Source organism: Agathobaculum sp. TL06, assembly GCF_054658635.1.
Genome location: NZ_BAAGGY010000003.1, coordinates 18,301 through 38,709 on the forward strand (window position 1 = coordinate 18,301; position 20,409 = coordinate 38,709).

Sequence of the window (20,409 nt, forward strand, 5' to 3'; positions counted from 1 at the left end):
CTTTTGATTATGATTTTTGGGGCTTTCTGCCGTCCTCCTTCCCGCCCTATTTTATATCTTATTTTTTCTTTTATGTTTGATATTATAGGTTATAACCTATAATAAGTCAATCTATATTATTCAATTTTCATATAATCTGCATTTTATATATATCAATATTTTATATTCTATATAAATTATATATTAATATTGTTTTATTATATAAGTTTTAACCTCGTTTTTAGTGACATTTTCCATACTCCCTCACTTCTCCATGTGATTTCCATTATCTGTTTTCCACAATTTGCTTGCTAACTGTTGGTAAAACAGCTATAATAGAAATAATTATAAGGAATAGAGGCGCTTTATGGCTGCAGACAATGTACGAGCAAAAATCCTGTCGGAATTTAACCGTCAGATGTATATATATGGTTACGAAAAAACAACCCTTAAAAATATTTGCCGGGAATTATCCATCTCCACTGGACATCTGTATCATTATTTCAAGCGTAAAGAGGATTTATATGAGGCACTGCAGTTGGATTTTTTCGCCAAGCTGCAGCATATCCTCAAAGATCATTTGAAGGCGATGCAGCCCAGCGAGCTGTTAATGCTCCTGCTGGTCAAGTACTATTACTATTGGATTTTCATTGACCAGCCGCCGCTCTACCGTGTTATGCTGGAAATGCAGCATCATACCGCCACTCTTATGTTCAGCATCGAGAGCCGGGCAAAGCAAATGCAGCGTGCCATGCAACTCGAGCAGATCGCATGCAGCTTTGCCACCGCCGTTATCGCGGAACAGACCTTTCTGCTGCAAACCTACTCCATATGCTATCTGCGTGAGGAAAACGTTTTGAAGGACTGCACATTTGATTCGATTTTCTGGAACGCTTTCAAAACCTGGTGCTTTAATATCGGCTTGTCCGACAATCAGGCACATGTGTATCAGGAAAGCCTTTCCGATGTTGTCTCTATTCTTGATAAGCAGGCAATTTACGATAAGATTTACGAAATGGACAGCTATGATTACGAATTTTCCTTAAACTACAACCAGCACTGAATATGCCGCGCAGGGCCGCACCAACGCGCATTATCAACAAAAAAACAGCCGAACGGCCGACCGTAAAACGGTCGGCCGTTCGGCTGTTCAGAAAAACTTTTTCGTCTGTTCACTTCTTTTCTACTCCGAGCGCCTGATAAATATCCTGCCCCATCGCTTTGTAATATTGGTTCAGCTTTTCCAGGTCATACTGCTCCGAATCGGCAGCCAGCCATCCGGTCAGGCCGGACAGAAGCGCTTCCCGCACCTCTTCATCGGCGGCGGTAAAATGCTTCTCCAAAAACGCCTGTACCGGCTGGATATCGGTCGACTGGTTGAGCAGCTCCAGATATTCCCGCTCGATCTGCGCGTTTTCATATGCCTTGCGCGAGTCGTAGCTTGCGGGCGCGTTGTTGCTCCACCGCTTTTCAACGATCAGGCTGTCCGCATTGCCCTGGCTGCCAAGGAAGCGTTCCGCCTCCGCCTGCGTGTCAAATTGCCGCAGTTCCACAAACGGCTTGCCCTGCTCGTCCAGCAGCACGCGCGCCGTTTCGTCATATCCGCTCTGCAGCTGCTCGAGCGCTCCGGTATCCTTTGCCGAAAGCGTACGCACCGAATAGATATCTCTGCCCTCAAATTCGCCGGGCGCGAGCTTCACCACAATCCGCCCCGGATTTTCATATTCCTCCACTCCGACGGCGGTATCCAGATCAAATTCGATCTGCAGCGACGCTGCCTGTCCCGTCTGCCAGAGGTGGACCGCTTTGATGTAGTCGCTTTTTTCGCGGAAGTCCTCCACCTCTCTTTTTACATCCTCCGCCTTGGTATCCGGCAGCGTAATCGTTACCGTTTCCGGAAAATGCGCAAGCACTGCTTCATAACGAGCGGCCTGCTCTCCGTCGAAGGTCAGCGTAAGCTGTTCGTTTGCCCCGTTCTTTTCCAGCGCAACCGAAGCCCTGCTGTTCTGCGACGCCTGACCGCCTTTAACCGACGTCTCGTTCCACTGGAACGCATGTACCAGCGTTCCCAGCACAGCAACATCCTCCAGCTTTGCCGCGAACGCGGGAGACGCGTTGATACTGCCGACAAAAATAGCGAAAGCGGCGGCGGCGCTGCCAACAGTCCTTACAATATATTTTTTCTGGTTCATTTTCTTTTTTCCTTTCCGGATTCCGGACAGAATCGCCCCATCCAGCAGTTCAGGAGGAACGTCCGCCTGTGGAAAGGCACCGTCAAATTGTCTGTCTTTCATAGGGCTCCATCCTTTCCTTAAGTCGTTTCAAACCTTGATAATAACTATATTTGATCGAATTTTCATTCTTCCCTGTCAGTTCCGCGATTTCGCGGAAGGTCAGACCGTCGTTGAATTTCAGAAGCAGTATTTCTCTCTGCTGCTGTTCCAGCCGCTCCAGCTCCATCCGCAGCGCGATGATATCCGCTACAGGCTCCGGCTCCGAGGCGGTTTCGGATATATCCTCGAGCGATACATGGTTTTTCCGCTTCCGCAGCAGGGACAGCGCCGTGTTGGACAGGATACGGTAAAACCACGGATAGAACGCACCAACATCCTCCAGCCGGTGCAGATGCGTATATGCCTTGCACACACTCTCCGAGACGACGTCGAGCGCATCCTCTCGGTTTCTGGTATAGCTGTAGGCCACGCGGTAAAACGAGTCTTTCCGCGCATCAATCAACTCCATGAATTTTTCTTCGTCGACATTTGATTTCTTTTTCAGCAGCTGCATATCCTGTGTCCTCCTTTCATATAGTTAGACGCCGGTCAGGCACCGTTCGTTGAAAGGAAATGCAAATTTTTTTCAAAAGGTCGGCTCCCGTCCGGAAAGCGCGCCCGCCTCCGGCATAGGGTAATCACACAAAAACGCTGCCGGAATCCGGCAGCGTTTTTTTCAACCAGCTCCGCGCGTCTTTCGTCAGGACGCACTCCCCGTCTTACGCACAGCATTGTCCTGAAAGCGGAAATACTGCGGGTGATGGCGGGACTGGGTATATTCAAACATGACGCCATCGCCGTTATAGGTTTGGCTGCTGACAACCGCCAGACAGTTGCAGTCCCCCAAATCCAGATACTCCTGGTCAAGCGGCGTCGCCTTTTCCACCGTTACCACCCGTTTGCTGTTGACAATTGAAACATGCAGCTCCTGTTCCAGATAACGGTAAATCGATCCGGAAGCAATCTCCTGTGTCAGGTCCCGTGCCACGTCCTGCCGGAAGTAGCTGTGGTTCAGGATCAACGGCCGCCCGTTCAGATAGTGCAGGCGCTGGACATAATACAGTTTTGTCCCCTCCGAAAAGCCGGTCTTTTCCGCCAGCGCCGGATTGGCCTCCACCTCGGAAAAGCGCAGCACCCCGCTCGTTCCTTTCCAGTGGTTGCGCGCGGCCGACTCGGCAAAGGTTTCGATCGTACCGAGGGTAAATGTGGCCTGCCGCGCAGGCTCAAAAATATTGCGCACACCTTTTCCCTGCATGGTCTGCACATAACCGGCCCGCACCAGCTCACCGACCGCACGGCGCAGCGTATTGCGCGAGCAGCCCAGCTCGGCGATCAGCGTGTGCTCGGATGGCAGCAGTTCCTGCGGCGGATACTGGCCGGATTCGATCTTCTCTTTAAGGAACTGATAAAGCTGTTCATATTTTGCCTTTGGCATGAGGACACCTCTTCGCTATGCGCTTTTATCCATCCCGCTTTCTGCGCGGCCGCACCATGACGGAAATGGGTATATTCTGGATGGCACCCATTATATCACACTGCCGCCGTGGCGAAAAGGCCTGTTCAAACAAGTTTTACAAATTCTTTTCCTCTTATATTTTCCCAATCAAAGGCTCAAGGCAAAATAAACAAAAGGATTCCTGTTTTTTTGTTTAACAATATCCTTGCTTTCACGCGTCAAACGCGGTATCCTATCTTCAGAAGGCAACTTGTTCAAACAAGTTTGTGCAAATACTGGATGCAGGAGGAAGATCCATGGCAAAATACCAGGAAGATGTCAAGGCTTTGCTGGAACTGATCGGCGGCAAGGCCAATATCCAAGCAGTATCGCACTGTATGACCCGTATGCGTTTCGTGTTGGTCGACCCCAAAAAGGCCGACGAAAAAGGGATTGAGGGCATTCCCTCCGTCAAGGGAACCTTTACGCAGGCCGGTCAGTACCAGGTCATCATCGGCAACGACGTGGCAAACTTCTATCAGGAATTTACCAAGTATGCCGGCATTGAGGGCGTGAGTAAGGACGCGGTCAAGAGCGCGGCCAAAACCAACCAGAACCCCCTGCAGCGCATTATGGGCGCGCTGGGCGAGATTTTCGCTCCGATCATCCCTGCGCTCATCTGCGGCGGCCTTGTGCTCGGCTTCCGCAACATCATCGGCGAGGTCGATTTGCTGAACGGCCGCACCCAGTCGCTGGCCGACGTCTCCCAGTTCTGGGCGGGCATGTACAGCTTCCTGTGGCTGATCGGCGAGGCGATCTTCCACTTCCTTCCGGTCGGTATCACCTGGTCGATCACCAAGAAGATGGGTACCACCCAGATTCTCGGTATTGTTCTGGGTCTGACGCTGATCTCCCCACAGCTGTTAAATGGTTTTTCGGTCGCAACCACCGCTGCGGCGGATATTCCGGTCTGGGATTTCGGCTTTGCCCAGGTGCAGATGATCGGTTACCAGGGTCAGGTCATCGCGGCGATCCTTGCCGGCTTTGTACTGGTATACTTAGAGAAGCTCTTTAAAAAGATTTGTCCGGAAGTCATCAGCATGGTGGTCGTGCCGGTATGCGCGCTCGTTCCGGCTGTGCTGATTGCCCATACGGTTGTCGGCCCCATCGGCTGGCAGATCGGCGACTTTATCGCGAATATCGTCAACATGGGCCTGAACTCTCATGTGAAGCTCCTGTTCGCCGCCCTGTTCGGCCTGCTTTACGCGCCGATCGTCATGACCGGCCTGCACCACATGACCAACGCGATCGACTCGCAGCTGGTCAACACCTACCACGGCACCAACCTCTGGCCCATGATCGCGCTGTCCAATATCGCGCAGGGCTCGGCGGTGCTGGCCATGTCCATGCTGCAGAAGCGCAACGAACGCGCGCAGCAGGTCAACATTCCGGCGTGTATCTCCTGCTATATGGGCGTTACCGAGCCGGCGCTGTTCGGCGTTAACATGAAATACGGCTTCCCGCTCGTCTGCGGCATGATCGGCTCGGCCTGTGCGGCCATGATCTCGATCGGCACGGGCGTTATGGCCACCTCGATCGGCTGCGGCGGTCTGCCGGGCATCCTGTCCATCTATCCGGAATACTGGACCAACTTCCTGCTTGCCATGGCGGCGGCGATCGTTATTCCGTTTGTCCTGACCTTTGCCATTGGCAGCCGCAAGCTGTCCCGCGAGGACCGCGTTATGGAACCCGCCGCGGCAGCCGCAGAAACGGCTCCTGCACCGGCGGCTGTGGAAGCGCCCGCCGCCCCGGCCGAGGAAAAAGCTGAAGCAGCCCCGGCAAAGATTGTCCTGAAGGCCATCTGCGACGGGCGCACCCTGCCGCTCAGCGAGGTGCCGGACGAGGTATTCTCACAGGGCGTCATGGGCGAAGGCATGGCTTTCGAACCGTCGGGCGATACGATTTATGCGCCGGCTGACGCGGAGGTATCGGTCGTTATGGAGGACAGCCGCCACGCATGCGGCCTCGCCCTTGCCGACGGCACCGAGCTGCTCATTCATATCGGCATCGATACCGTGGATATGAACGGCGACGGTTTCACCCTGTTCGTCCACGAAGGGGACCATGTCAAAGCGGGCGACAGGCTGATCGCTTTTTCGCCCGATAAAATCGCGGCGGCAGGGCATCCTAAGACGACGGTATTTATCGTTACCGAACCGGCCGGCCATGCCAGCATGGAGTTCTGCACCGATATCGACGTAACGCACGGAGAGACGGTTTCCGCCGTGCTGCAATAACCCAGGGAGGATACGCATTATGTTTGATTTTCACAAAAGCGTTGTTTATCAGTGCTATTTCAAGTCGTTTTACGACTCCAACGGCGACGGTGTAGGCGACCTGGGCGGCGTGACAGCCAAGCTGGACTATTTGCAGAAGCTGGGCGTGGACTATATCTGGCTTAACCCGTTTTTCCCCTCGCCGCAGCGGGATAACGGTTATGATGTGGCGGATTACTGCGCCGTCGATCCCCGCTTCGGCACCATGGAGGATTTTGAAATGCTCTCCCGCGAGGCCGCCAAGCGCGGGATCCGGCTGATGCTCGACATGGTGTTCAACCATACCTCGACCGAGCATGAATGGTTCCGGAAAGCGCTTTCCGGCGATCCGGATTACGAGGATTATTACATCTGGCGCGAAGGCGGTCCCGACGGCACGCCGCCAAACAACTGGGAAAGCAAATTCGGCGGCAACGCCTGGCAGTATGTTCCGGAAAAGGGCAAATGGTACCTGCACCTGTTTGATCCCACGCAGGCGGACCTCAACTGGGAAAACCCGCGCGTGCGCCGCGAACTGCAGGACGTTGTGCGGTTCTGGATGGGCAAAGGCGTCAAGGGCTTCCGCTTTGATGTGGTCAACCTGATCAGCAAGCGTTCGTATGAGTCAGACGACCTGGGCGATGGACGCCGTTTCTACACGGACGGTCCGCGCGTCCATGAATTCCTGCACGAGCTGAACCAGGCCACCTTCGGCACCGATGCGGAGATCATTACCGTCGGCGAGATGTCGAGCACTTCCATGCAGAACTGCTACCAATACGCGGGGGCGGATACCGGCGAGTTGAGCATGGTGTTCTCGTTCCATCACCTCAAGGTGGACTTTGTGGGCAATGAAAAATGGGTGCTTGTGCCATTTGATTTCCAAAAGCTCAAGGATATCCTGTTTTCGTGGCAGACCGGCATGAGCGAGCACAACGCCTGGAACGCGGTTTTCTGGTGCAACCACGACCAGCCGCGCGTGGTATCCCGCTTTGGCGACGAGGGTGAATACTGGAAACCATCGGCCAAGATGCTGGGTACGGTCATCCACTGTCTGCGCGGTACGCCCTATATCTATCAGGGCGAGGAGATCGGCATGACCAACCCGGGCTTTACCTCGCTTGACCAATACCGCGACGTGGAAAGCATCAACCATTTCCACATCCTGCGCGACCGTGGGCTGCATGAGGACAGCGCCTATGATATCCTCCGCGTACACTCGCGCGACAACAGCCGCACGCCGATGCAATGGGATGGCAGCGAAACCGGCGGCTTCTCCGCTGCCGTGCCGTGGATTGAAATGAATCCCAACCATACGGCGATCAATGCCGCCAGCCAGATAGACGACCCCGATTCCGTATTCGCCCACTACCAGAAGCTGATCGCGCTCCGGAAGCAGTATGATGTGATCGCCAACGGCGACTTTGCGCCGCTTGACAGCGGACATCCGTCCGTACTCGCCTATACCCGCCGCACTGCCGGCGAAACGCTGGTCGTGGTCAACAACTTTTACCGCAGGGAAACCGAGTGGGACTGTCCGGTCGACCTGACCGGCTTCCGCTGCCTGCTTTCCAACTATGAAGACGCAGCGGTACAGAAGCGTCTGCACCTGCGGCCGTACGAGTCCCTGGTGCTCTACCGCGCGGAATAAGCCACGCCGGACAAGCCTTTCCCTGTCAGCAAATATTTTCCACAAAAAAGGCCGCGGCAGACACAAAAAAGTGGTCTGCCGCGGCCTTTTTACATGGTTTCCTCCGAAAGCAGATAGGCGGCGGTCTTTTCCAGCATGCTCGATCCCTGATCGATACGAATATCCGGAATGGCGCGCCACAACCGGTCTACACGGGCCGTCCCCGCTCCGGTATCCGTATAAACAACCACCTGCTCCATCCCTACCCTTGTATTTTCAAACCGCAAATGAACGGCGTACCGCCTGCTATTGATCTTCATCGGCCGTGTGTATTGAAACCGGTCAAATTCGTTCGCATCCGTCCAGTGGTACAGCTCGCTCTCTGCTAGTTCGCGCACTGTGCCGTGCTCGCCCAAGCGGACCGCCGTACTGTTCAGCACCAGTCCTGCGCGGACCGAGGTGAGCTGATTGGCGCCGGCAAGCGGCATCTCACCGGTATCGAGCGCATACAGGACGACCGTTTCCCCTGTTATGAGCTGTACCTCCTGCGCAGCCGGCAGTTCTCTTCTCCCCGTTTCCGCGTTCTCCACCTGTTCCCTCTGCGCAAATATCGCTGCTTTCATGTATGGCGCCTCCCCATTTCTTACATTTGCCGTTTATGCGGGAAATGCCCTGTCAGCATGGCTTCCCCGCCCCGAACCGCGGATTATCATTGTATCACCCTCTCTGCGCATTTCCTGTCCGATCGCGCCGGCAGGAGATATTTTTTGATGCGGCAAGACAACGCCGTATCGGCTGCAGGCCGGACGAGTATCGTCTGCGCCCCTCTCCCTATATCAAATCAAAAAAGCCCGCGAAACCGTTAACGGTTTCGCGGGCTTTATGACGCAAAGGCACTGTTATTTTTCTGTGCCGCTCCACACCCATTCTCTCACTTCGGGCATATCGATGCCGTACTGGGTAATATACTGCTTGTGTTCGATCAGGCGGTTCTCCATCTTCTGCCAGAGGTGCGTCCCCCGATTGCCCAGCTGCGGCAGGCGCATCAGCACGTCCTGCACCAGATGGAACCGGTCGATATCATTCTGCACCCGCATATCAAACGGCGTCGTGATCGTCCCTTCCTCCTTGTAGCCGCGCACATGCAGGTGGCGGTTGTGCCGCCGGTAGGTCAGCTCATGCACCAGCGTCGGATAACCGTGGAACGCAAAGATGATCGGCTTGTCCTTCGTGAACAGCATATCGTATTCGTTGTCCGTCAACCCGTGCGGATGCTCGGTCGAAGGCTGCAGCTTCATCAGGTCCACCACGTTGATCACGCGCACCTTCAGCTCCGGCAGCTCCGCGCGCAGGATGGACACCGCCGCCAGCGTTTCCAGCGTCGGCGTTTCACCGCAGCACGCCATCACCACATCCGGCTCGCAGTCCTGGTCGTTCGATGCCCAGTCCCAGATGCCGATCCCCTTCGTGCAGTGCTGCACTGCCTGCTCCATGGTCAGCCATTGCGGACGCGGATGCTTGCTCGCCACAATCACGTTCACATAATTCCGGCTCCGGATGCAGTGGTCAAAGCAGCTGAGCAGGCAGTTCGCATCCGGCGGCAGGTACAGCCGCACCACGTCCGCTTTTTTGTTCGCGATATGGTCGAGGAAGCCCGGGTCCTGATGTGTAAAGCCGTTATGGTCCTGCTGCCACACGTTGGACGCCAAAATCAGGTTGAGCGACGCGATCTTCTGCCTCCACGGAAGCTGATTGCACACCTTCAGCCATTTCGCGTGCTGCGCCGCCATCGAATCTATGATCCGGATGAACGCCTCATAGCTCGCAAAGAAGCCGTGGCGGCCGGTCAGCAGGTAGCCCTCCAGCCAGCCCTCGCACAGATGCTCGGACAGCATCCCGTCCATCACACGCCCATCCGCGGACAGGAATTCGTCTGTTGCCTTCCATTCCGCATTCCAGCTCCGTCCGGTCTCCTCAAACACATGGGACAGGCGGTTGGACATGGTCTCGTCCGGTCCGAACGCACGGAAGTTCCGGCTTTCCCGATTCAGGCGGAACACATCGCGGATGTACGCGCCCAGCTCGATCATATCCTGCCCTTCCACCGCGCCCGGCGCAGGCACCGGAACGGCATAATTCCGGAAGTCCGGCAGGCGCAGGTCGCGCAGCAGCAGTCCGCCGTTCGCATGCGGGTTTGCGCCGATCCGGCGGTCCCCACGCGGCACAAGCTCCCGCAGCTCCGGCAGCAGCCGACCGTTTTCGTCGAACAGCTCCTCCGGATGGTAACTGTGCAGCCAATCGCTCAGGATCTGCAGATGCTCCGGCCGGTCCATCATCACCGGCACCTGATGCGCACGGAAGCTCCCTTCGATCTGCTTCCCGTCCACCTCGCGCGGCCCTGTCCACCCCTTCGGCGTGCGCAGCACGATCATCGGCCAGACCGGACGCGCGGTGTCTCCGCTCTCTCGCGCATGCTTCTGTATCCCCTTGATCTCCCCGATCACCTGGTCCAGCGTCTCCGCCATCTTCCGGTGCATCTCCATCGGCTCGTCTCCCTCGACGAAATACGGTTTCCACCCGCAGCCCTCAAAATACTTCCGCAGCTCGTCATGGCTGATGCGCGAAAACACCGTCGGGTTGGAGATCTTATACCCGTTCAGGTGCAGGATCGGCAGCACCGCGCCGTCCGTGACCGGATTCAGGAACTTGTTCGACTGCCACGAGGCGGCCAGCGGGCCGGTTTCCGCTTCCCCGTCTCCCACGGTCACCGCCGCGATCAGCTCCGGATTATCCAGCACCGCCCCGAACGCATGCGCGATGGAATACCCCAGCTCGCCGCCCTCATGGATCGAGCCGGGCGTTTCCGGCGCCACATGGCTGGCGACGCCGCCGGGGAACGAAAACTGCTTGAACAGGCGCTTCATACCCTCTGCGTCCTCGCTCACGTTCGGATAGACCTCGCTGTAGGTCCCTTCCAGATAGGTGTTTGCGACAAAGAAGTTCCCGCCATGCCCTGGGCCGGACAGCAGGATCATATCCAGGTCATACTGCTTGATCACGCGGTTGAGGTGTACATAGACAAAATTCTGCCCCGGCACCGTCCCCCAATGGCCGACGATCTTTTTCTTCACCTGCTCCATGGTCAGCGGCTCGCGCAGCAGCGGGTTATCCAGCAGGTACAGTTGCCCCACGGACAGATAATTCGCCGCACGCCAATACGCGTCCATCTTTTTCAGCAGTTCTTCTGTCTGTTCTTCCTTTTCACCCCTGCTCTGGATATCGTTCTCTTGCATTTTTTGGCTCCTTTCCTTTTTTCCTCTGTGCAAATCCATATGGTGTGACATCATACTATCCTGTTTTACCGGAGCAGCGCATAGCGCATGTCGCTTTTTCTCGTCTCGCCTTTCCGCTCCTCACTCATGTATGGTACTATGAAAAAGGGGAAGATTCAGTCATTTTACTATCAAAAATCACAACAATACTCCCACTATATCGGGAATATTGTAATAGTTTTATCGAATCCCCAAAATAGTGCTGCCCAATCTTGACAGGGCGCATATTTTACGTTACAATAAGTCTAATATTAGACAATCAAATATTTGCAAAAGAGGAAGTCATGGAACGAACTGAAGTAAATGCTTATGTCAATCAATATTGCAAGCTGCGGGATGTGCAGTTTGCGGCCTATGAGTTATATGCCAGGCGGCACAACCTGACTGCAAAGGAGCTGTTTGTGCTGGACATCCTGTGGTTTGCGCCGGAAGGCTGCCTGCAGGCCGACATCTGCGAGCGGCTGTCCGCAACCAAGCAGACCATCAGCGCCATCATCAAGAAGTTTTTGAAAAAGGGCTACGTCACGCTGACCGAGTCGGAAACCGACCGCCGCAATAAGATTATCCGCTTCACCGAGGCGGGCAGGGAGTATACCAGGGCAATTATACCGCCGGCGGCACAGGCGGAAAACGACGCCATGGCGGAGCTGCCGGACGCGGATATCGCTGAGATGGTGCGCATCACCACACAGTTTTCCCATGCGATGAAAGCAAAATTCGACGCGCTTGAAAGGGGGATGCAGACATGATTATCAATACAGGCGGACGGACAGACAGCGTCCAATACTACTCCGAATGGCTGCTCAACCGCTTTGCGGAGGGCTATGTGCTCGCCCGCAACCCGCTGTTCCCAAATAAAGTCAACCACTATGAGCTGACGCCGGACAAGGTGGACTGCGTGGTGTTCTGCTCGAAGGACTACCGGCCCATCCTGCCGCGGCTGCATGAAATCACCGACCGGTTCGCTACCTATTTCCACTATACGATCACGGCCTACGGCAAGGACGTCGAGCCGGGCGTGCCTTCCATTGAACAAAGCATGGACACGCTGCTCGAGCTTTCCGAGCAGGTGGGCAAGCAGCGCGTCGCGTGGCGCTACGACCCGGTCCTCCTAACCCGAGACTACACCATCGAGCGCCACTTGGAAACCTTTGAGCGCATGGCGGCTGTGCTGACCCCCTATGTGGACCGCTGCATTTTCAGCTTTGTGGAAATGTACAAAAAGCTGGAGACCAACATGCCCGAGCTTATCCCGCTCTCTGTGCAGGACATGGACGCGCTGGCGCAGGGCCTGGGCGCGATTGCGGCGAAATACGGCCTGCATCTTCAGACCTGCGGCACAAACGGCGACTATACCCGATACGGCATCCACGCCTCCGGCTGCATGACGCTGGACATCCTGGGGCGGGCCAATGGCATCGTATTCAAAGACCGCAAGCACAAGGGCATGCGGCAGGGCTGCCACTGCATCGAGAGCCGGGATATCGGCGCATACGACACCTGTCTCAACGGCTGCAAATACTGCTACGCCAACAAAAACGCGCACAAGGCGGTGGAGAATTTCAAGCGCCATGACCCCGCCTCGCCGCTGCTGTTGGGGCATGTCGGGCCGGAGGACACTATCATCCAGGGTGTGCAGAAGCCCTTCCGGAAAGGAGAAAAGCATGGCTGAACCTGTGATACAGACCGTGCAGGTGCGCAGCATCCTGTCCAAATCCAACCTGCCGGTGTGCGAGTACTCGGTCAACCCCTATGTGGGCTGTACCCACGGCTGCCGGTACTGCTACGCGTCCTTTATGAAGCGGTTCACCGGACATACCGAGCCCTGGGGGACGTTCCTGGACGTCAAGCAATGGCCACCGGTCACGAACCCGGGCAGGTACGCGGGCAAGGAGCTGTTTATCGGTTCGGTCACCGACCCCTATCTGCCGCAGGAAGAGCGGTACGAGCGCACCCGAGCGCTGCTTTTACAGCTCCAGGGCAGCGGCGCTAAAATCAGCATTGCCACCAAAAGCGATCTGGTGCTGCGCGACCTGGACCTCATCAAAACCTTTCCGGACGCCCGCGTCTCCTGGTCCATCAACACCCTGGACGAGGGCTTCCGGCAGGATATGGACAGCGCGGTCTCCATCGAACGGCGGCTGGCCGCGATGCAAGCCTTCCATCGCGCCGGGGTGCGCACCACCTGCTTTATCTCGCCCATTTTTCCAGGCATCACCGATGTACCGGCCATCGTCCGGCGGGCCAAGGGACAGTGCAACCTCATCTGGCTGGAAAACCTCAACCTGCGGGGCAGCTACAAGGCGGTAATATTGGACTATATCCGAGAAAAGCACCCGCACCTGCTGCCGCTGTATCAGGAAATTTATGTCCGAGGCGACCGCAGCTATTGGCGCATGCTGGACCAAGAGCTCAAGGCCGACGCCGCTACGCTCGGGCTGGACTATGTGACCAACGACGACAGCATGCAGCGGCCGTTCGACGCGCCGCCGGTTGTCGTCAACTATTTCTATCACGAGCAGATCAAACGCTCTGCCAGAAAGGACGGGAATCGCCATGCCGGAACTGCCGGAGGTTGAAACCATCAAGCGGGTCATCGGGCCGCAGATACAAGGGCTAACGATCGAGCGCGTCCAGGTACGACGGCCGGAGGTGGTCGCACACCCCGACGCGGACGCATTCTGCCAGGGACTGGCCGGGCAGACGGTATCCGGCGTGGAGCGCCGGGGGAAGTTCCTGCGTTTCCGTCTGGCGAACGGTAGCTGTGCGGTCCTCCACCTGCGGATGACCGGCTGCCTGCTGCTGGCTCCGGCCGAAATGCCGGAAGAGAAGCACACCCATCTGGTCTTGGAGCTCGGCGGCGGTAGGGAGCTGCGCTTTTCGGATACGCGCCGCTTCGGGCGCTTCTGGCTGCTCCAAGACGGGGAAGCCGATACTTACACCGGCATCGCAAAGCTGGGTAAGGAGCCGTTCGACGCGGACTTCTCCGCAGACTACCTGCGCGCCCGCCTGGGGAAGCGGAAAAAGACCGTCAAGGAATGCCTGATGGACCAGACGGTCGTCGCCGGCATCGGCAATATCTATGCGGACGAAATCCTATTCGCGGCGCGCATTGCGCCCATGCGCACCACGAGCAGCCTGACCGGCGGGGAATGGGCGCGGCTGGCGGCCGCCATTCCGGAACGGCTCGCCTATTTTATCGAAAAAAACGCGATTACGCCCGAGGAATACCTGAAAACCAAAGGGCAGGACTACCGCAACACACCGTTTTTGCAGGTCTACGGACAGGAGGGCGAGCCCTGCCCCATCTGCGGGACGCCGCTGCGCCGCGCCGTGCTCGGCGGGCGAAGCAGCACCTATTGTCCGGCCTGTCAGCATTAGCACAATGGAGGAACAGCAAGATGGATACAATCGATTCTCTTTTTCAGCAAATCGTTAAGGATAACGCGGAAAGGCCCGCGGTCATAGAGAACAACCGCACCCTGACTTTTGGGGAACTGTCCGAGCTGGCGGACCGAATCGCAGGCACCTTTCCGGCGGAGGTGCGCAGCGTCGGCATCGTGATGGAGCATCGCGCGGAGATGATCGCGGCCATACTGGCCGTGCTCAAATGCGGCGCAAGATACGTTCCGGCCGAGCCGTCTTTTCCCACCGGCCGGATCCGGTATATGATGCAGGAGGCGGCGGTCGATTTCATCCTGACCGAGCGCGAATGCGCGGACAAGCTGGACGGCTTTGCGCTGCGGCTGACCGACTGTGAAATCTGCGGGATGGAACAGGCGGACGAAATCAAGACCGCCGGGCCGGCACCGGACGCGCCAGCCTATGTGCTGTATACCTCGGGTACCACCGGACGGCCCAAGGGCGTTTGCGTGACCAACCGCAACGTGTGCCACTACGTCCGGGCGTTTGAACACGAGTTTCATGCGCGCCCGGGGGATGTGATGCTGCAATATTCGGTGTGCTCGTTCGATATTTTTGTGGAAGAGGTCTTTGCCAGCCTGTTGAACGGGGCGGCGATCGCCATCCCGTCCGAGGAGGACAGGGCGGATATTCGCGCGCTGATGCGGTTCGTGGACCGGCACGGGGTCACCATGCTCAGCGGTTTCCCCTACCTGCTCGCGGAGATGAACCACCTGCCCGCGATACCGGCGTCGCTCCGCCTGCTCATCAGCGGCGGGGACGTGCTGCGCGGCGTGTATGTGGACCGCCTGCTCGGGCAGGCCGATGTGTACAATACCTACGGCCCGTCCGAAACCACGGTGTGCGCGTCCTACTACCGCTGCAACGGCGGCACGGTGCTGGAGGACGGGACCTATCCCATCGGTAAGGCGGTGCGGGGAAGCCAAATCCGCATCCTGGACGCGGACGGAAACGAGGCGCCGGACGGCGAGACCGGGGAAATCTGCATCTACGGCGGCGGCGTGTCCCTGGGCTACATCGGCGACCATGCGGAGGAGAACCGAGCCTTTGTGCGCACGGCGGCGGACGGCGCGATGTACCGGAGCGGCGACCTCGGCTACCTCCTGCCGGACGGGAACATCGCTTTCCTGCACCGCAAGGACTCGCAGGTCATGATTTACGGCAAGCGGGTCGAGGTGTCCGAGGTCGAGTCCCGCCTGTACCAGTGCCGGAGCGTGCAGCAGGCGGTCGTCCGCGCCTTTACGGACGAAGACGGGCTTTCCTACATGATAGCCTATGTGGTCCCTGCGGAGCAGGATATCAAGGTATCGGCGGTAAAGCAGGAACTGGCGGAGAACCTGACCGCTTTTATGATCCCCGAGTTCTTTGTGAAAATGCCTTTCATTCCCCTCAACGCCAACGGCAAGCCGGATACGGCAAAATTACCCGTTGTGATGAAAGCAGGAACGTTCTGATGACAGTCGAAATACGGGAAGCTGCACTCGAAGATCTGGAAACACTGATGGAATGGCGGATGCGGGTGCTGCATGAGGTGTTCTCCCTCCCCTCTCACCAGCCTGCAGAAGCACTGGAACGGGAAAACCGCCGGTACTATCAGGATGCGCTCCCCACCGGAGCGCATATCGCCTGTTTTGCCCGCCTTGGGGATGCGATCGTCGGCTGCGGCGGGATCTGTTTTTACAACGAAATGCCCTCTCCGGATAATCCCACTGGGGCATGCGCTTATTTGATGAACATTTACACCTGCCCGCGCTTGCGCGGACAGGGTATCGGTAAAGCAATCGTCCTGTGGCTGATCCGCCAAGCAAAGCAGCGCCATATTACGAAAATCTATTTGGAATCTTCCAAGCCGGGCAAAGCGTTATACCAGGCGCTTGGCTTTACCGCTATGCCGGATATGATGCAGCTGCCAAGCGCGCCTTGCAGCGAAAAGGACGAATAGAAAGCGGGGAGAATATGTTATGTTAAACGCACAATCCCTGTATCAAATGCTGCTGGACGCATACGGCAGGCCCCGCTGGTGGTCGGACGATCCGTTTACCGTTATGTTCCAATCGGTATTGGTGCAGAACACAACATGGAACAGCGTAGAAAAGACCTGTGCAGCGATCGCGGACAAGTTAACGCCGGAATCTATTGAAGCGCTGTCTCCGGAGGAACTGGAGCAATGCATCCGCCCCTGCGGTTTCTACCGGTCAAAATCCAGAACCATACGCGCCCTGATTGCATGGTTCCGCGCCTATCAATTTGACCGTCAGGCTGTTCAGAGGATTCCTTTGCCGAAGCTGCGCGGGGAATTGCTTGCCCTTTCGGGCATTGGCGCGGAAACGGCGGATGTGATTTTGGTATACGCCTTTTACAGGCCATCTTTTATTATTGATGCCTATACCCGCCGTCTCCTTTTGCGGCTGGGATATGCGCTTCCCGACGATCCCGCCAGGAAAGACTTTTTTGAATCCGGTTTGCCGAACGACGCCCACATTTATGGCTGGTATCACTGGCTGATTTTGGAGCACTGTATTTCTGTTTGCAAAAAAAGACCGCAATGCCATATTTGCGCCCTTAAAACGGCCTGCCGGCAAATCATATGACCTGAGCGCAATTCAGGGAAGGCAGAATTCCCAGAGGGCTGTCCGTCTCCCCCTTCCGCCTTATTTGATTACAGCCCTCCGTACCTGGCAGCGCTTGCCGGTCACGCATTTGAGCAGGAGATACAGGAGATATATAATGCAAAAAGCACTCCAAATGGAGTGCTTTTTCACAACTGGTGGGAGGTGGTGGATTCGAACCACCGAAGTCATAGACGACAGATTTACAGTCTGTTCCCTTTGGCCACTCGGGAAACCTCCCATATTCGATTGCATGCCGCCTTAAAAAGGTGGAGCTGGTGGACGGACTTGAACCCCCGACCTGCTGATTACAAATCAGCTGCTCTACCAACTGAGCTACACCAGCGTTTTCGCAGGTTTTGTCTGTCTCGGCGACGTTATTTATATTATCACAATCCACCGCCATCTGTCAACAGTTTTTTTCATTTTTCTTATTTTATACTCACATTTTTTCCAAGCGCTTCAATTGAATCCGATACCTGCTGCAAAATCGTCAGGAAAGCCCCCGCCTGCTCCGGATAGCGTTTGCTGATCTCATTGGGCGACATCGGAAAACGATGCAGTTCCTCTGCCGAAAGGCCGAAGCCCGCCGTCCCCTGCGCTGCCGTGCGGATGCGCAGCTCATGCTGCTTCAGGCGCGCATCGCACAGGTACTCAAACTGCTCCCGCGACGCGCGGAACACAGCCTCTACGCCCGCCGGATCGGCCATATAGATATATCGGTATGCCTTATAAACGGCAACCGACAGGTACGCTTCCACTTCGCGCGGGAGCTGCATGCTTCCGGTCTGACCGGCCAGATCGAGCAGCAGCGCCGCCGCTTCCACGACGCGGTTCTTTTCCTGTTCCGCATCCTCCCTGCCATCCATCCTGCCGACAGGCACGGCCGAACCGTCTCTTGCCATCGAGCGTCCCAACAGGTAATCACAGGATACGCCATAGTAATCCGCCGCGCGCACCACAAAGGACAGCCCCGGTTCGCGCAGGCCATTTTCATAATGGCTGAGCAACGCCTGCGATACCCCCAGGTCGGCGGCAGCAGTACGCTGGCTTATTTTCTTTTCCCGCCGCAAAAGCGCGAGCGTGCGAGAGAAATCACTGGCCATATCTCTGTTACCCCATCATAAAACTATTGTTATTATACTCGCTGTATTAGCGTTTGTAAAGCACCGAAAAAACCTTTTTCGTCCTTTTCAGGTTTCATTTTGTCCTGTTTTTATCATTTTCACGTTATTTTGTTGCACTCTCGCACAGTGATAACTACATCTTGTATGCCGCTGTTTTTTCGCATCCCTTAACAATTCTTTTTTATTTTCGTAATGGAATCCACCGCCGCTTTGCTTGACGGCATCCCCCGCGGTCTATTATAATAAAAGTAATCCGACAATTCTTCCATGGTGCGGCTGCCTGCGCATTGCCGCACCATGTCCATGCAAAGGAGCCTTGCTTATGAAAACTGAAATCGAAAGAATCCTGAAACTGCGGCAGGAAGCAAACGGCCTGAACAAGCTGATGCATATGCGCGTCATCACCCTTGATGAGGACGGAGGCGCGACGGTGGAGCTTGACCTGACCGACGAGCTGCTCAATCCGCTCGGCATGGCGCACGGCGGCACGATTTTCACGCTCTGCGACATTGCCGCGGGCTCAGCTGCCGCTTCGCACGGCATCGTCGCCGTTACGCTGGACAGCAATATCCATTATTACCGGCCCGGGCATGCGGGTACAACGCTTACCGCGGTCGCCTATGAGCGCAAGCGCGGCAGCAAGACGGCCGTCTATATGGTAGAGGTGCATGACGAGGCGCGGCGCCATATCGCGGACGCCGTTTTCACCATGTTCTATACTGGGGAAACGCTGGGAGACAAGACAAGTTGAACGGTGTCTCCCCCGCTCTTGTTCCCCCGCTGCTCGGCTGGTACGACCAGGGACACCGCGACCTGCCGTGGCGCACGCTGCCCACGCCTTACCGTGTATGGATCAGCGAAATCATGCTTCAGCAGACGCGCGTCGAGGCTGTGCGCGGATACTTTGACCGCTGGATGGACGCACTGCCGGACATCCGCGCGCTGGCGGAAGCGGAGGAATCCGTTTACATGAAGCTGTGGGAGGGGCTCGGCTACTACAGTCGGGTGCGCAACCTGCACCGCGCCGCTGTCGTGCTCTGCCAGGAATACGGCGGCCAGCTGCCCGCGGATTATGACAAGCTGCTTTCGCTTCCCGGCATCGGCGAATACACGGCCGGCGCGATCGCGTCGATCGCCTATGGCATTCCCGTTCCCGCGGTGGATGGAAACGTGCTGCGCGTTGCCGCGCGGCTGGATAACGATTTCACGCCGATCACGGACGCCAAATATAAAAAGCAGACGCGCGAACGCTTTGCCGCATGGATGCCCGCGGACCGGCCGGGCGATCTCAATCAGGCGCTGATGGAACTTGGCGCAACCGTGTGCCTGCCCAACGGTACGCCGCGCTGCGGGGACTGCCCACTGCAGCACCTGTGCCTGGGGTATCACCACGGAAATGCGTCCTCCCTGCCGCTGCGTGCCGCTAAAAAGGCGCGGCGCATTGAAAACCGCACCGTACTGCTCGTGCGCTGCGGCACGCTCGTCGGCCTGCGGCAGCGCCCCTCCGCCGGCCTGCTCGCCGGCCTGTGGGAGCTTCCCTCGCTCGACGGGCATCTTTCGCCCGAGGAAACACGGCGCGCGCTTGCCGGACTCGGCTGGCAGCTCCGCCGGATGCTTTCCCTCCGTCCCGCCAGGCATATTTTCACCCATGTGGAGTGGCATATGAACGGCTATTACATCGAGCTGGATAATCAGCCGGAAGCGCTTACCTTTGTCAGCCCTCCGGCGCTGCGCGCCGCATACGCGCTGCCCAGCGCGTTCCGCGCCTTTCTCAACGTGATCGAGGAGGAACTATGAAAACCCAGACCGTTGTCCACAATTTCCCGCCGCTGTACGACAGTGAATCCCGCGTGTTGCTGCTCGGCTCAATGCCCAGCCCCAAATCTCGTGAGCTCGGTTTCTTTTACGGCCATCCGCAAAACCGCTTTTGGCGCGTGCTTTCCGCTGTATTGGGCGAGCAGCCTCCGCAGACCATCGAAGAAAAACGCGCCATGTGCCTGCGCCACCATATCGCGCTGTGGGATACCATCGCCCGATGCGATATCGCCGGCGCGTCGGATACCAGCATCAAAAACGCCGTGCCGAACGACATCGGCCGCCTGCTGCGGGAAAGCAAGATAGAGCGTATTTTCGCCACCGGCGGCAAATCTGCGGAGCTGTACCGCAAGCTTATCGAACCGCAGACCCATGTGCCGATCACACAGCTCCCCTCCACCAGTCCGGCCAACGCCACATGGTCGTTGGAGCGCCTGATTGAGGCATACCGCGTCATTTTATAGAAAGAAG

Annotated in this window: 19 protein-coding genes and 2 tRNA genes; 13 read left to right on the forward strand and 8 right to left on the reverse strand. The window is 56.8% G+C overall.

What is annotated here, in order from left to right; translation table 11 throughout:
• Positions 1-346 precede the first annotated feature (346 nt).
• A complete protein-coding gene (locus ACYQ3S_RS02265; protein ID WP_459687132.1) occupies positions 347-1,042 on the forward strand; it encodes a TetR/AcrR family transcriptional regulator in 696 nt (231 codons plus the stop codon).
• A 109-nt stretch (positions 1,043-1,151) separates the two neighbouring features.
• Here the strand turns inward: ACYQ3S_RS02265 and ACYQ3S_RS02270 are convergent, their stop codons facing one another.
• From ACYQ3S_RS02270 to ACYQ3S_RS02280, 3 genes are all read right to left on the reverse strand, one after another.
• A complete protein-coding gene (locus ACYQ3S_RS02270) occupies positions 1,152-2,273 on the reverse strand; it encodes a DUF4179 domain-containing protein (RefSeq protein ID WP_459687133.1) in 1,122 nt (373 codons plus the stop codon).
• Positions 2,254-2,766: an RNA polymerase sigma factor gene (locus ACYQ3S_RS02275; protein WP_459687134.1), complete on the reverse strand. Its 513-nt coding sequence runs from the start codon at positions 2,764-2,766 to the stop codon at positions 2,254-2,256. Before ACYQ3S_RS02275 ends, ACYQ3S_RS02270 begins: the two co-directional genes overlap by 20 nt.
• 186 nt (positions 2,767-2,952) lie before the next feature.
• On the reverse strand, positions 2,953-3,687 hold the full coding sequence (locus ACYQ3S_RS02280) for a GntR family transcriptional regulator (protein WP_459687136.1): 735 nt from the start codon (positions 3,685-3,687) through the stop codon (positions 2,953-2,955).
• Positions 3,688-4,004: 317 nt separating this feature from the next.
• Between ACYQ3S_RS02280 and treP the strand changes: the two genes are divergently transcribed.
• Together treP and treC are read left to right on the forward strand one after the other, a co-directional pair.
• Positions 4,005-5,984 (forward strand): PTS system trehalose-specific EIIBC component, encoded by a 1,980-nt coding sequence (treP, locus tag ACYQ3S_RS02285; RefSeq protein ID WP_459687137.1) that lies wholly within the window; start codon positions 4,005-4,007, stop codon positions 5,982-5,984.
• A 19-nt stretch (positions 5,985-6,003) separates the two neighbouring features.
• A complete protein-coding gene (treC, locus tag ACYQ3S_RS02290; RefSeq protein WP_459687138.1) occupies positions 6,004-7,653 on the forward strand; it encodes an alpha,alpha-phosphotrehalase in 1,650 nt (549 codons plus the stop codon).
• Between the two features lie 89 nt (positions 7,654-7,742).
• Here the strand turns inward: treC and ACYQ3S_RS02295 are convergent, their stop codons facing one another.
• Together ACYQ3S_RS02295 and ACYQ3S_RS02300 are read right to left on the reverse strand one after the other, a co-directional pair.
• Positions 7,743-8,255, reverse strand: coding sequence for a hypothetical protein (locus ACYQ3S_RS02295; RefSeq protein WP_459687139.1), 513 nt, complete (start codon positions 8,253-8,255; stop codon positions 7,743-7,745).
• A gap of 276 nt (positions 8,256-8,531) precedes the next feature.
• A complete protein-coding gene (locus ACYQ3S_RS02300) occupies positions 8,532-10,925 on the reverse strand; it encodes a phosphoketolase family protein (RefSeq protein ID WP_459687140.1) in 2,394 nt (797 codons plus the stop codon).
• 323 nt (positions 10,926-11,248) lie between these two features.
• Here ACYQ3S_RS02300 and ACYQ3S_RS02305 point away from each other — a divergent pair, with 323 nt between their 5' ends.
• The 7 genes from ACYQ3S_RS02305 to ACYQ3S_RS02335 all read left to right on the forward strand — a co-directional run bounded on the left by ACYQ3S_RS02305 (position 11,249) and on the right by ACYQ3S_RS02335 (position 16,978).
• Positions 11,249-11,713, forward strand: coding sequence for a MarR family winged helix-turn-helix transcriptional regulator (locus ACYQ3S_RS02305; protein ID WP_459687141.1), 465 nt, complete (start codon positions 11,249-11,251; stop codon positions 11,711-11,713).
• A complete protein-coding gene (locus tag ACYQ3S_RS02310; protein ID WP_459687142.1) occupies positions 11,710-12,636 on the forward strand; it encodes a DUF1848 domain-containing protein in 927 nt (308 codons plus the stop codon). Before ACYQ3S_RS02305 ends, ACYQ3S_RS02310 begins: the two co-directional genes overlap by 4 nt.
• Complete coding sequence (locus ACYQ3S_RS02315) at positions 12,629-13,543, forward strand: radical SAM mobile pair protein B (RefSeq protein ID WP_459687143.1); 915 nt, start codon at positions 12,629-12,631, stop codon at positions 13,541-13,543. Before ACYQ3S_RS02310 ends, ACYQ3S_RS02315 begins: the two co-directional genes overlap by 8 nt.
• Positions 13,521-14,345 carry a bifunctional DNA-formamidopyrimidine glycosylase/DNA-(apurinic or apyrimidinic site) lyase gene (mutM, locus tag ACYQ3S_RS02320; protein WP_459687144.1) on the forward strand — a complete coding sequence of 275 codons (825 nt, stop codon included), beginning with the start codon at positions 13,521-13,523 and terminating at the stop codon, positions 14,343-14,345. Before ACYQ3S_RS02315 ends, mutM begins: the two co-directional genes overlap by 23 nt.
• Positions 14,346-14,365: 20 nt before the next feature.
• Positions 14,366-15,841 carry an amino acid adenylation domain-containing protein gene (locus ACYQ3S_RS02325; protein WP_459687145.1) on the forward strand — a complete coding sequence of 492 codons (1,476 nt, stop codon included), beginning with the start codon at positions 14,366-14,368 and terminating at the stop codon, positions 15,839-15,841.
• Positions 15,841-16,329 carry a GNAT family N-acetyltransferase gene (locus ACYQ3S_RS02330; RefSeq protein ID WP_459687146.1) on the forward strand — a complete coding sequence of 163 codons (489 nt, stop codon included), beginning with the start codon at positions 15,841-15,843 and terminating at the stop codon, positions 16,327-16,329. The genes ACYQ3S_RS02325 and ACYQ3S_RS02330 overlap by 1 nt, the downstream gene beginning before the upstream one ends.
• Positions 16,330-16,432: 103 nt before the next feature.
• Positions 16,433-16,978 carry an endonuclease gene (locus tag ACYQ3S_RS02335; protein WP_459687147.1) on the forward strand — a complete coding sequence of 182 codons (546 nt, stop codon included), beginning with the start codon at positions 16,433-16,435 and terminating at the stop codon, positions 16,976-16,978.
• Positions 16,979-17,152: 174 nt separating this feature from the next.
• Here ACYQ3S_RS02335 and ACYQ3S_RS02340 read toward each other — a convergent pair.
• From ACYQ3S_RS02340 to ACYQ3S_RS02350, 3 genes are all read right to left on the reverse strand, one after another.
• Positions 17,153-17,237, reverse strand: a tRNA-Tyr gene (locus tag ACYQ3S_RS02340).
• A gap of 29 nt (positions 17,238-17,266) precedes the next feature.
• Positions 17,267-17,342 (reverse strand) — tRNA-Thr (locus ACYQ3S_RS02345).
• A gap of 85 nt (positions 17,343-17,427) precedes the next feature.
• Positions 17,428-18,102 (reverse strand): helix-turn-helix domain-containing protein, encoded by a 675-nt coding sequence (locus ACYQ3S_RS02350; RefSeq protein ID WP_459687148.1) that lies wholly within the window; start codon positions 18,100-18,102, stop codon positions 17,428-17,430.
• Between the two features lie 343 nt (positions 18,103-18,445).
• Here ACYQ3S_RS02350 and ACYQ3S_RS02355 point away from each other — a divergent pair, with 343 nt between their 5' ends.
• The 3 genes from ACYQ3S_RS02355 to ACYQ3S_RS02365 are packed head-to-tail and all read left to right on the forward strand — an operon-like array spanning position 18,446 to position 20,402.
• Positions 18,446-18,874, forward strand: coding sequence for a PaaI family thioesterase (locus tag ACYQ3S_RS02355; RefSeq protein ID WP_054326277.1), 429 nt, complete (start codon positions 18,446-18,448; stop codon positions 18,872-18,874).
• A complete protein-coding gene (locus ACYQ3S_RS02360; protein WP_459687149.1) occupies positions 18,871-19,920 on the forward strand; it encodes an A/G-specific adenine glycosylase in 1,050 nt (349 codons plus the stop codon). Before ACYQ3S_RS02355 ends, ACYQ3S_RS02360 begins: the two co-directional genes overlap by 4 nt.
• Entirely contained in the window at positions 19,917-20,402 is a 486-nt protein-coding gene (locus ACYQ3S_RS02365) for a DNA-deoxyinosine glycosylase (protein WP_459687150.1), read from the forward strand. Before ACYQ3S_RS02360 ends, ACYQ3S_RS02365 begins: the two co-directional genes overlap by 4 nt.
• Positions 20,403-20,409 lie beyond the last annotated feature (7 nt).